We start from the raw sequence: 12,702 nt of genomic DNA, 5'->3' as shown, positions 1-12,702 counted from the left end.
TTCGTGTTTATCTTTTTTTAATTGCGAATGCCGTGACATTACCGCTGATTTTATTACGCAATCAATCCTTTTACTTCATCAAAATTCAAACCTCCATAATTTCCGGAACTCATCAATAATAAGGCTGCATTTTCAAGATTCAGATTAAACAGATATTCTTTGAAAGCTGCCGGATTGGTGTAAATAATCAGATCTTCTCTATTGAAAGCTTTGGCAATCTGCTCATAGGTTACTTCTTCCAGCTGCTTGATTTTCACTGCATCAGGAGAGTAAAACACCACGGCAACATCAGCATATTCCAGTGCACCTTCATATTCTTTAAGGAACTCGGCATTCAGACTGCTGTAAGTATGCAGTTCTAAACATGCCACAACGGTACGGTTTGGATATTGTTCTTTTACGGCTTTTGTCGTTGCTGCAACTTTACTTGGGGAATGGGCAAAATCTTTATAAGCTACTTTGGTTTTGCTTTCAGCGATTTTTTCCAAACGCTTCGATGCTCCTTTGAAACTCGCAATCGCTTCATAAAAATCAGCTTCATCAACACCCATATTCTGGCAGATCCATTTGGCTCCAGCCAAATTATTTAGATTATGCGCACCAAAAACTTCTATAGGCATTGGTCCTTCTGGAGTTTCTAACAATGTTACCCCGTCTTTAACTTCGTATTTTGGTGTTGTATAAGGAATTTTACGGATTGGGTTTGTGGCTTTCTCCGCAACACGTTTCACCTCAGAATCATTTTCATTGTAAACTAAAATTCCGCCGTTTGTGATTTTGTCGATAAAAATTTCAAACTGTTCTACATAAAAATCATAAGTTGGAAACACATTGATATGATCCCAGGCAATTCCCGAAATCAAGGCAATATTCGGCTGATACAAATGAAATTTAGGTCTACGGTCAATTGGCGAAGACAGATATTCATCTCCTTCAAGAACCATAAAATCATTCTCCTCGGTAAGATGTACCATCGTATCAAAACCTTCCAATTGTGCTCCTACCATATAATCCACTTCTATATTGTGATAATGCATTACGTGCAGAATCATCGAAGTGATCGTTGTTTTTCCGTGAGAACCGCCAATGACCACACGGGTTTTATTTTTGGACTGTTCGTATAAAAATTCAGGATACGAATAAATTTTAAGTCCCAATTCCTGTGCTTTTAAAAGCTCGGGATTATCTGCTTTGGCGTGCATTCCAAGGATTATAGCATCAATATCGGCAGTAATTTTCTCGGGAAACCAGCCCAGCTCAGCAGGCAGAATTCCTTTTTTTTCCAAACGTGATTTTGAAGGTTCAAAAATAGCGTCGTCACTTCCCGTAACCTGATATCCTTTGTTGTGTAATGCCAATGCCAAGTTGTGCATTGCGCTTCCGCCTATGGCTATGAAATGTGTTTTCATTTAGTGTTCTTTATGTTTTTTTTATCAAATAATCGATAACTCTATTTTTTCTTATTTCTATATTCCTCCCAAACCGTATTGGCTTTATCAGGCTGTTTCATTTTATTCTTATAAAAATCGGCCAATGCCTGATAGCAAACCTTTGAACCTCCTATCAAAATAGCTCTTTTGTATTGCTTTTCGGCTTCAGTATACCTTTTAAAATATTCTTCGATATGTCCGCGGGACAAATACCCGTCAACTGGCGAGAGTTCTCTTAATTCGGATGAATATTTAATAGCTTTGGACTCACTTCCTCCAACTATTCCGGGCAATTGCAGATTCAATTCAATCAGCGCCCAGCGCGCTTCGATATGTTTCGGATTCAATTCGATCGCTTTTTCAAATGAAGTCCTTACTTCTCCGACCATTCCCAAAGCTTTTAATTTACTGACTTCTGCAGTCTTCATTGCCAAAGCACCGCCATATTTAAAGTAATAATCAGCCTCCTTAGAATTTGTAACTTTAAGTTTTTTATAATAAGAAATCGCCTTGTCCCAAGACTTATGGTATGCGGCGATGTCACCTAAATATTCTATTGTTTTAAGATTGTTCGGATTACTTTTTAGGAAGTTTTCAAAAATGGGCTGTGCTTGATCGTATTTTTTTTCAATGAATAATTTTTCCCCTTTTTCAAAAGATTGGGACAATAGCAGCAATGGAAATAACAAAAGGACACTCAGCAGTAATTTCATCCTCCAAAAATAAAGAATTTCTAAAAGAATAGAAGTCTTTTAACCAAAAATTAGAAATTGAATCCAATCATTTTTTAGTCTAAATTTTAGACATAAAAAAAGTGCAAAAGCAAAAACTTTTACACTTTTTTATCTTGACTAATTGTAAAGAACTTTTATTCTGCAGGCTCCAATTGAGTGCTTATAGCAATTCTGTTCCATGCATTTATGGTCACAACAGCCATAATAATCTGGGCAATAGTATTTTTATCAAAAAACTGTTCGGCATTTTTATATGTTTCGTCAGATAGACCGTGATTGTGAATCAAGGTGATTTCTTCGGTAATTGCCAAGATTACTTTTTCTTCCTCAGTAAACAGATTCGTTTCACGCCAGGCATTCAGTAAAAAAATACGCTGCGCAGTTTCGCCATATTTTAGTGCATCTTTTGTATGCATATCAATACAAAACGCACAGCCATTGATTTGGGAAGCTCTTATTTTTATTAATTCCTTTTGCGTTTTAGACAATTGGCTTGATGCCAAATATCCTTCCAAAGCGTACATCGCTTTATAGGCCTGCGGTTCAATTTCGCTGATATCTATTCTCTTTTCCATTTTTTTGTTTGTTTTAAATTAACAGGACAAAATTCGGAAACAGATAATGAAAAAAACTTAAACCAGTTTAAGAACGCTTTTTGTTTCTGATTTCGCTCAAATATTCGGGGGTAAAACCTAAAAAAGAAGCAATTAAATATTGCGGAATCCGCTGTACAAATTCAGGATAAGAATTTAGTAAATGATGGTAAAACTCTTCTTTGGAAAAATCATATAAATATTTCAGTCTCACCTGCGTGGCCGCATAAGCACGCTGATAGACAAATCTAAAATAACGTTCCATTTTGGGAAATGCAGCCAATAACTTTTCCTGCGATTCGCTGTCAATCACTAATATTTCTGAATTTTCTACCGCCTGAATGTAAAAATCAGTTGCCAGGCCCCGCTCGTAAGCAAAATTGTCGGTCATCCACCAATTTTCAATTGCAAATTCGGTAGTGAGTTCAATCCCTTTGTCATTGACAAAAAACTTCCTCAGACAGCCGTTCAATACAAAATAATGCAATTTACAGATCTGTCCCTGCTCCAGTAAATTTTCTTTTTTCTTAACCTTTTTCACTTGAAAAAAAGATGAAATTTCAAAGAACTCTTCCTCGTTTATTTCAATGAATTTCTGCAGATGCTTTTTAAATATTTCAGACATGATTTTTTTCAAATGATTAATACAATCTCATATTCTCTATCTCTTTATAAATCGTTCAATCCCTTTCCTTTTAGAATTTGGGGAATGCATTTCTCTACTCTTGATTCACGGGTTTTGGATTGTTTTGGAGCCGAAAAATGCAGTAAATAAGCCTTTTGCCTTCCTGGTGTAAGAGCCTCAAAAGCAGTTTTTAATTCAGCTGATTCGTCGAGTTTTATTTTAAATTCTTCGGCCACAAGGAACTCTTCAGTTGTTTTGAATTTTACTTCCAAACCCGCTTTTTCGACTTCGATGGCTTCGTAAATATAGGCCTTGAGAATAGCCTGCTGTTCAATAATCTGCTCGACATTAGTAAACCGAATCTGGCGCGCCGATTGTACATTTTTGGACTGCTGGACTAAAATATTAGCAGCATCATTTAGCAGTACTCCCTTGAAAAATAAAAAAGCACAGTATTCCTTAAACTCGTGGATTAATACAATATTATTTCCTTGAAAAGTATAGCAGGGACTGCCCCATTTCAGTTCTTCGGTAAGCTGGCAGTCCAGAGCAATAACTCGCAACTGTTCCAATTCTCGTTGCCATTTTTGGGAATCAGCAAAATAAAAATCAGCTTTTGAATTCATAATATTCATTTATTGATTACTGAAAAAAGCTTTTGTCAGATAGAAAATTTCAACTTTCTACTTAGGAAACAAAAACTAAGAATCTCAAAGATATTGAAAAATAATCATTTGGTTTTACCCTAAAAAAACAGTAATTTGTACGAAAATTATTTACTGATATTCGATTATGAAAAATATTTATTTAGTACTTCTTTTTGTATCAACTTCTTTATTTGCCCAGCAATATGAAAAAGACTGGAACAAGGTTGTCAAAAATGAAAATGAAGGCAAAATAAAAACTGCCAATGAAATTGTTGATAAAATTCATAAAAAAGCATATCAGGGAAAAAACGAAGTACAGCTTTTAAAATGCTTTTTTTATGAATCAAGATACCTACAAAAACTAGAGGAAAGTGCAAAAACAAAAATTATAAAAAAACTAAAAATAGAAATCAAAAACGCATCAATTCCATCAAAAGCTATTTATAATTTGATTTACGCAAAGTGTTTGAATGAATATTATAACCAAAATAGGTATTATTTAAAAACTAGAACGCAAGTCGATTCCTTAACTGATGATTTTCTAATATGGAGCCAGAACGATTTTGAAAAACAAATTCAAATTACTTATGACAAAACTTTAGAAAATGATGCGATTTTAAAGAAAACCCCTTTGACTGATTACGAACCAATTTTTGACTTTTCTACTTTAGAAAATTTCAAAAAAGAAAGCCTTTTCAATTTTTTATTAAAAGAATATATCACTTTCTACAAGTCAAAAATAAATCAATGGGAAATTAGAACTAATGATTTCACTAATTTTAAAGATGCTTTCTTTGGCAATTCTGATGGTTTTACAACATTGAATTTGGATTTTATAAAAAATGAACCTCTAAAAAAAATCCTTGAACTATACCAAAAACAAGAATCAAATGCTCCAACAGTGGACAATCAATTGGAGCGCATTCTATTTTGCGAAACCTATATTTTGAAATCCAAGGAAGATTTGATAAGAATACTAAATTCTTTACAAAAAAAAGCCAAGGACGAAATCCTTTTACAAAAAATACAGTTTGAAAAAGCTAAAATTTATTCTAGTCTAGCCTCAAAAGAAATCCATCCTGATTATAACATTAAAGCAATTTCGATTCTAGACAGCATTATTAATATAAAAAATCGTTCGAATTCCTACAAATTAGCTTTCCAAAAAAAACAGGAACTCAATTCTAAAACTCTAGCTGTCCAACTTCAAAAATTCAGTTACAATAACGAAAATACCCGTGCACTAATTAATTATGCAAATGTTCATAAACTACAAATTTCATTCTACAAAATCAGTAAAGAAATGAGCAAAGCTTTTGCTTTTCCTCAAAATCGAAATAAAGATGACTTTACTGCATTTAGCATCATCAAAAAAAACAAGCCTGTTAAAACTATTGATGTTCAACTCCTAAATAAAAAAGATTATTTTTCATACAGTACTGAGGTACTCTTGCCTCAATTGGAAACAGGAAACTATTTCGTCTTTTTTGAAAGCGATTCCTATGCCGATGCTAAGGCTTTTGCTTATGAAACAATTACGATTTCCAATCTAGCGGTTTTGGCTTGGCAAAAAGAAAACGACGAATACTATCAAGTGTTGGACAGAAAAACAGGAAAACCAATAGAAAATGTAAGTGTGCAAACACCAACATTTTCGATTAAAACAGACAAAAACGGTATTGCCATTTATAACAATGAAAAAACTAAAAACGAAGATTATAGATCCGAAAATTTAGAATTAATGCACGAAGGTGATTCAATTCTATTTTACAGAAACTACATAAGAAAGAACACAAACTATACTGAAAAAGACAAAAGAAATACCAACAATAAAGTTCAATTTTATTTGGACAGAGCAATTTATCGCCCGGGACAAAACGTATTTTACAAAGGAATTGCGATTCAGAAAAATATACTTAATGAAACAAAAGTTATAGCCAACACCTCTTTTAAAATCATTGTCAAAAACAGGAACCAAGAAATCAAATCTTTCGTGGTCACGACCAATGAATTCGGTTCTTTTTCAGGAGAATTTGATTTGCCTAAAAATGGATTGACCGGTTATTTCAGCATTGAAGCCCATAAACCCGATGACTACAAAAAAGACATTATTTATGATAAAAACAAAGAAGAACATCCATTTTGGAGTTATGGTGATTTAAATCATTCTCAAATTTCATTTAGGGTCGAAGAATACAAACGTCCAAAATTTGAAATCATTTTTGATTCCCAAAAAGAAATCTTTCAAGTTAACCAAACCATAAAAGTCAAAGGAATTGCAAAGGCATTTGCCGGAAGCAACATCTCGGACTCAAAAGTGAGTTATTCGATAACACGACAAACCGATTATCCTAACAATTTTTATAATAAGTATGAAAATGAAACTATAGCCACTGGCGAAACAAAAACAGACGGTCTAGGCAAATTCAACATTGAATTTGTGGCAACTCCAAATGCAAATGTAATAAAAGAACAATTTCCCGTTTTCTATTACCGCATCGTAGTCAAGATTACAGATGTCAACGGCGAAACCCATTCTGCTGAATCTATAACAAAAGTTGGATATTATGATTTAGTCCTTAGCGCAAAAGTTCCTAAACGAATTGAAACTGATGGCAATAATCAAATTAGTGTAAATAGCACCAACATCAATGGTAATTTTTTGCCTACCAAAGGCGAAATTAAAATCTATTTTGTCCGCGCCTTTTCAAACAAATTCAAAAAAAGAGTTTTCCCAAAACCCGAAATCGAAACTATTAGTAATGACGATTTCGAGCGATTATTCCCTTTCGAAGAAAATGAAAAACCTTTAACAGAAAAAGACTTTGGGTCTTTGGTTTTCTCCAAAAAAATAGACACCGAAAAAGATAAAAAACTAATTCTTGATTTTATCACTGATTATCAATCTGGGAATTACAAGGTTGTCTTTTCTGCTAAGGACACTTTCGATAATCTTATTGAAAATTCCGCAGATTTTCAAATCATCCAAAGCAAAGACAAATTCAATCCGAGTCAACTGTTAACCATTAAACAAGTAAACACAAATGCCCTGAAAGATGGCTTTGCCTTGATAAAAATCACATCGGCAATTCCTGAATTGTATCTTTCGGTAACTGGAAATTATCAAAGGAAACTGTTTTTTGAGGAAAACCATCTTTTACAAAATGGCGAATTATTAGTCAAAGTTCCAATTAAAACAGAATTTGAAAAATCCATAAAAATTGGTATTCAGTGTTTGTTTGATAATCAAAATTTCAATAGTGACATCGATATTGATTTATCCAAAGACGAATTAAATTTGGAATTTTTAGTCAAAAGTTTCAGAAATAAAATAGAACCAGGAAGTAATGAAAATTGGAGTTTTCAGCTGAAAGCCAAAAACACCGCAAAAGAAGCCGAAATTCTCGCTTCGATGTATGATAGTTCCTTGGATCAATTTGCAAAACAAGACTGGGATAATTTAAATGCTAACTATTACAATTATGGCTATTACAATTATATCAATTTTAAAACAAACTTGGGATTTGAAACGGCCAATTCTTTTTTAAGAAATTTGAATCAAAATTCATATCCCCTAAATGTTCAAAATGAAGCAACTTCATTAATGTGGTTTGGTTTTGATATTAATTCAGCCTACAATCCATCACTATACCTAGAGTACCTAAAACAATTAGAAAAAAAAGAAAAAAAACCTTTGAATTCAAAAATGATTTCGGGGATTGTATCTGATAAAGAAGGCCCTCTGTCAGGTGTAACTGTATTTGCAAAAGGAAAACAAGTAAGCGCAACAACTGATTTGGACGGATATTATGAAATAACAGCTAATATTGGAGAAGTACTTACATTTATCCACGTTGGTTATGCCACAAAAGAAGTGAAAATTACATCAAAAACAATCACGACACAATTAAAAGCATCTAGCGATAACTTATATGAAGCTGTTGTTGTCGATTATGGCATCCAAAAAAAAACATACTTAACCGGTGTGACTTCAAGAGAGGTAATCGAAGAGGACAACAGCGTACATAGTTTAGCGGGAATACAAGATGACTACAAGGATAGATTTACCAACATTCTAATTAAAGGAGCTAATTCAACTCCTGGAAAAGAACCTTTATATGTAATTGATGGCGAAATTGCCGATAATATCAAAAACCTCAAATCTTCAGAAGTTATTTCAATTGATGTCCTAAAAGACGAAGATATTAAAAAAATTTATGGAGAAAAAGGAGCAAACGGCGTCATAATTATCACAACCAAAAAAGCACTAGAAGCCTTAACCCAAGTAAAAGCCAGAAAAAATCTCTCGGAAACCGCTTTCTTTTATCCTAACTTAAAAACAGACTCCAAAGGAAACGTGAGCTTTAATTTCACCTCTCCCGAAGCTTTGACAGCTTGGAAACTCCGTTTATTGGCGCACAACAAAGATGCGGTTTCCGGCTATCTCGAAAAAACAACCATTACTCAAAAAGATTTAATGGTAACGCCAAACTTTCCAAGGTTCTTCAGAGAAAAAGACAGCATCGTAATCACGACAAAAGTGTCGAATGTTACCAATGAAGCCAAAACCGGAATCGCAGTTCTCCAACTTTTTGACACCACAACGATGCAGGCCATCGATGCCAAAATGAACAATACCAATACCGTAAAAAACTTCACAATTCCTGCTTATGGCAATACAACAGTGAGCTGGAAAATCTATATTCCTGAAGGATTGCAGGGTGTTCAATACAAAGTTTTGGCAAAAGCCGGCAATTTTTCGGATGGGGAAGAAAACATTCTGCCTGTCTTGACCAATAATATGCTAGTGACCGAAAGCATACCGATTTGGGTCCGCGGAAATTCGAAGAAAGAATACACGTTTGAGAATTTAAAAAACAATAATTCAAGTACTTTAAAAAATCATCAGTTTACACTGGAATACACTTCAAATCCAACTTGGCTTGCAATTCAGTCCCTGCCTTATCTGATGGAATACGAACACGAATGCGCCGAACAGATTTTTGCCCGTTTTTATGCAAATGCTTTGGCTTCGGAGATCATTTCCAGTAATCCAAAAATCGCCGAGCTTTTTGAAACCTGGAGAAAAAACGGAAAATTAAATTCCAAACTGGAAGAAAACGAAGAATTAAAATCGATTATTCTTGCTGAAACACCTTGGTTAAACGACGCTCAAAACGAAGACGAAAAAAAGAAAAATCTAGCTCTGCTCTTTGATTTAGAAAAAATGAAAACTTCGCAACAGGCAGCTTTTGATAAATTAAAACAAAAACAAAAAACCTCGGGAGGATTTCCATGGTTTGACGGAAGCGACGAAAACGAATACATTACTAGACATATTTTGGCGGGGTTAGGCCATTTGGCAAAATTAAATTCAAATGATGAAACCATTGAAAAAATAGATTCAATTTCAGAAAAAGGTATTCCGTTCATTGACAGCAAATTTTTGGAATACCACAAAACGAGAACCAAAAACTTAAAGAAAACAGATAAATTGATTTGGATAAACCCATATTCTGATCTGCATTATTTATACACCCGCAGTTTTTATTTAAAAGATTATCCATTAAACGATACTTTGAAGAAAGCAACAAAACTGTATTTAGAAACAGCTAAAAAAGATTGGCTAAACTATTCTTTGTATGAAAAAGGAATGACGGCTTTGGTACTGAATCGTTTTGGCGAAACATCATCTGCCAAAAAAATCATCGAAAGCTTAAAAGAAACCGCTTCGAACAATGAAGATTGGGGAATGTACTGGATTGCAAATAAGCCAGGCTGGTATTGGTATCAGGCGCCAATTGAAACGCAGGCTCTGCTGATTGAAGCTTTCGCCGAAGTGGATAACGACACGAAATCTGTCGATGCGATGAAAGTTTGGTTATTAAAAAACAAACAGACCAAAAACTGGCCCACCACAAAATCCACCACCGAGGCTGTCTATGCGTTATTAATGCAGGGAACCGACTGGCTGAGTGTAAAAGACAACACCTTTATCAAAATTGGAGATGAAAAAATCCTGACCAAAAAACTAGCTGGAAACGAAAAAGAAGCCGAAACTGGTTATATCAAACTGAGTTGGAAAGCGAATGAAATCAAAAAAGAAATGGCTTCAGTTTCTATTCAAAACAAATCAACAGTTCCAGGTTTTGGAGGTTTGTATTGGCAGTATTTTGAAGATTTGGATAAAATCAAAAACAATTCGGGAACTAATTTATCGGTTGCCAAAGAATTATATATCAAGAAAAACACAGACAAAGGTTCTGAACTGCAAAAAATAACAGCCAAGAATAAATTGAAAATTGGTGATTTAGTTACTGTCCGATTAATAATTTCTGCCAAAGAGGATATGGAATTTGTTCACTTGAAAGATATGCGAGCTTCCTGTTTTGAGCCTGTTGATGTGCTTTCGGGCTATGAATACAAAGGCGGTTTGGGCTTTTACAGAAGCACCAAAGATGTTGCAACTCATTTCTTTTTTGACCAGATAAACAAAGGAACATATATTTTAGAATATGATATTCGGGTAAATAACACAGGAAATTTCTCCAATGGAATTTCAACGATTGATAGTATGTATGCTCCTGAATATACGAGTCATACTAAAGGAATTCGGGTGAATGTAAAAAATTAGAAAATTCTTCATTCAATTAAAAATCCGTCTCGTTAAATTTAACGAGATGGATTTTTTATACACAAATAATACTAAAAACACATTGGGATAACATAGCGGTTTTACTTTCGTAAAAACTAAAAATGAAAAGACGAAGAAAAATCCCCTTAGTTGTTATAAGCGATGTTCACTTAGGCACTTACGGATGTCAAGCCAAAGAATTATTGCAGTATTTAAAATCAATAAATCCTCAGACATTGATTTTAAACGGTGACATCATCGATATCTGGAGTTTTACCAAAAGTTACTTTCCCGTTGCCCACATGAATGTTTTAAGACAAATCATAAAAATGTCCAATCAAGGCACTCGGGTTATTTACATTACTGGAAACCACGATGAAACTTTACGAAAATACTCAGACTTTATTTTGGGCAATTTCGAATTATTAGACAAAATCATTCTTGATTTGGACGGCAAAAAAACCTGGATTTTCCACGGAGATGTATTTGATTCTTCAACCAAAGGCTATGCCAAAATACTAGCCAAACTTGGCGGGAAAGGCTATGATTTATTGATTCTGATTAACAGTTTGATTAATTGGTTTCTGGAACTTTTGGGCAAAGAAAAAAGAAGCTACTCCAAAATGATCAAAGACAGCGTCAAAAAAGCGGTTTCTTTTGTTTCCAATTTTGAAACCACAGCTGCCGAAATAGCCATCCAAAAAAAATACAGTTACGTAGTCTGCGGACATATTCACAAACCACAAATGAAAGAAATTGAAAATGAACACGGAAAAGTATTGTATCTGAATAGCGGCGACTGGATAGAAAACCTTACTTCATTAGAATATAAAAAAGGAAAATGGAGCCTTTACCATTATAAAAAAGAACATTACAAAGACCCCGATTTATCTGAAGACAAAGAAGTAAATGACATTGTCAACAAAATTCTTTCATAACCTAAAAAGCTAACAATGAAAATATTTTACGCAATACAGGCAACAGGAAACGGCCACATCAGCAGAGCCATACAATTATATCCTTATCTGCAAAAATTTGGAGAAGTCGATTTTTTTCTAAGCGGCAACAATGCAACTCTGGACATCGATTTACCCATAAAATTCAGAAGCGCCGGCTGCAGCCTTCATTACAGCAAATGCGGAGGTTTAAATTACTGGGATATTGCCAAAAACATAAAACCAAAGCAAATTTATGACGATGCCAATGCTTTACCGCTAAAAAATTATGATGTTGTCATTAATGATTTTGATTCCATTACCTCATTAGCTTCCAAACTGCAGAAAGTGAACTCAATACAATTTGGACACCAAGCCAGTTTTATTTCGCCAAATACTCCAAGACCCGAAAAGAAAAGTATGATGGGAGAAATGATTCTGAAACATTATGCACCGTCTCCTAAAAACATCGGACTGCATTTTGATAAGTACGATGATTTTATTTATCCTCCCGTCATCAAAGACGAAATCGTAAATGCCGATCCAAAAAACAAAGACCATATTACAGTTTATCTTCCTTCATTTCAAAAAGACTGTTTGGAAAAAACATTCAATAAACTTCCTAATTTAAAGTTTCATTGGTTTTTGGAAGAAACAAAAAACAAACATACTATAAAAAATGTGACGTATTATCCCGTCAGTAAAGACCTCTTTAACAAAAGCCTGATTAACTGCGAAGGAATTATCACTGGCGGAGGATTTGAAACTCCTGCTGAAGCTTTATATCTTGGCAAAAAAATACTTTCGATTCCAATCAGACAGCACTATGAACAGGAATGCAATGCCGCAGCACTCAAAAAAATGGGCGTTCCTGTGCTTTATGAAATAGGTGATGATTTTCATTTAATAATCGAAAACTGGCTCGATTCCCACATAAAATATCCAACTATAAAAGCCAATAATATCAACGACACACTGCAGTATTTATTTGATACTTATAATGACTGATACTTTTCTTATGCAGCCTGATTTCGATTTTTAATTATTCTAAAAGAGAAGAAATAATAATCGAATGTGGTTACAAACAAAAAAACCGTTTCAGTG

The 12,702-nt window shown here is 34.1% G+C and carries 8 protein-coding genes; 3 read left to right on the top strand and 5 right to left on the bottom strand.

The window, feature by feature from the left end; all coding sequences use genetic code 11:
- Positions 1 to 53: 53 nt before the first annotated feature.
- From OZP07_RS03700 to OZP07_RS03680, 5 genes are all read right to left on the bottom strand, one after another.
- The gene (locus tag OZP07_RS03700; protein ID WP_281637339.1) at positions 54 to 1,409 is read right to left on the bottom strand and encodes a UDP-N-acetylmuramate--L-alanine ligase; all 1,356 of its coding nucleotides are present in this window, start codon (positions 1,407 to 1,409) and stop codon (positions 54 to 56) included.
- A 41-nt stretch (positions 1,410 to 1,450) separates the two neighbouring features.
- Entirely contained in the window at positions 1,451 to 2,143 is a 693-nt protein-coding gene (locus tag OZP07_RS03695; RefSeq protein WP_281637338.1) for a tetratricopeptide repeat protein, read from the bottom strand.
- Positions 2,144 to 2,298: 155 nt separating this feature from the next.
- Positions 2,299 to 2,739 carry a carboxymuconolactone decarboxylase family protein gene (locus OZP07_RS03690; protein WP_194639861.1) on the bottom strand — a complete coding sequence of 147 codons (441 nt, stop codon included), beginning with the start codon at positions 2,737 to 2,739 and terminating at the stop codon, positions 2,299 to 2,301.
- Between the two features lie 67 nt (positions 2,740 to 2,806).
- Positions 2,807 to 3,382, bottom strand: coding sequence for a Crp/Fnr family transcriptional regulator (locus tag OZP07_RS03685; RefSeq protein WP_281637337.1), 576 nt, complete (start codon positions 3,380 to 3,382; stop codon positions 2,807 to 2,809).
- A 44-nt stretch (positions 3,383 to 3,426) separates the two neighbouring features.
- Positions 3,427 to 4,008 (bottom strand): YdeI/OmpD-associated family protein, encoded by a 582-nt coding sequence (locus tag OZP07_RS03680; protein WP_281637336.1) that lies wholly within the window; start codon positions 4,006 to 4,008, stop codon positions 3,427 to 3,429.
- 166 nt (positions 4,009 to 4,174) lie between these two features.
- On the opposite strand from OZP07_RS03680, the gene OZP07_RS03675 reads away from it, so the two are divergent.
- The 3 genes from OZP07_RS03675 (at position 4,175) to OZP07_RS03665 (ending at position 12,606) form a co-directional block, all read left to right on the top strand.
- Positions 4,175 to 10,663, top strand: a complete 6,489-nt coding sequence (locus tag OZP07_RS03675; protein WP_281637335.1) for an alpha-2-macroglobulin family protein — start codon at positions 4,175 to 4,177, stop codon at positions 10,661 to 10,663.
- 122 nt (positions 10,664 to 10,785) lie between these two features.
- Positions 10,786 to 11,601, top strand: a complete 816-nt coding sequence (locus OZP07_RS03670) for a UDP-2,3-diacylglucosamine diphosphatase (protein WP_194639854.1) — start codon at positions 10,786 to 10,788, stop codon at positions 11,599 to 11,601.
- Positions 11,602 to 11,616: 15 nt separating this feature from the next.
- A complete protein-coding gene (locus OZP07_RS03665; RefSeq protein WP_281637334.1) occupies positions 11,617 to 12,606 on the top strand; it encodes a glycosyltransferase family protein in 990 nt (329 codons plus the stop codon).
- The last annotated feature ends 96 nt before the right edge of the window (positions 12,607 to 12,702 follow it).

The sequence above is a fragment of the Flavobacterium marginilacus genome, from assembly GCF_026870155.1.
Lineage (GTDB): Bacteria > Bacteroidota > Bacteroidia > Flavobacteriales > Flavobacteriaceae > Flavobacterium > Flavobacterium marginilacus.
This window is presented reverse-complemented; position numbering and strand designations above follow the sequence as displayed.

Coding starts and splice junctions, on each gene's coding strand:
- OZP07_RS03700 (WP_281637339.1), bottom strand. CDS start 1,409: ATGAAAACACATTTCATAGCCATAGGCGGAAGCGCAATGCACAACTTG.
- OZP07_RS03695 (WP_281637338.1), bottom strand. CDS start 2,143: ATGAAATTACTGCTGAGTGTCCTTTTGTTATTTCCATTGCTGCTATTG.
- OZP07_RS03690 (WP_194639861.1), bottom strand. CDS start 2,739: ATGGAAAAGAGAATAGATATCAGCGAAATTGAACCGCAGGCCTATAAA.
- OZP07_RS03685 (WP_281637337.1), bottom strand. CDS start 3,382: ATGTCTGAAATATTTAAAAAGCATCTGCAGAAATTCATTGAAATAAAC.
- OZP07_RS03680 (WP_281637336.1), bottom strand. CDS start 4,008: ATGAATTCAAAAGCTGATTTTTATTTTGCTGATTCCCAAAAATGGCAA.
- OZP07_RS03675 (WP_281637335.1), top strand. CDS start 4,175: ATGAAAAATATTTATTTAGTACTTCTTTTTGTATCAACTTCTTTATTT.
- OZP07_RS03670 (WP_194639854.1), top strand. CDS start 10,786: ATGAAAAGACGAAGAAAAATCCCCTTAGTTGTTATAAGCGATGTTCAC.
- OZP07_RS03665 (WP_281637334.1), top strand. CDS start 11,617: ATGAAAATATTTTACGCAATACAGGCAACAGGAAACGGCCACATCAGC.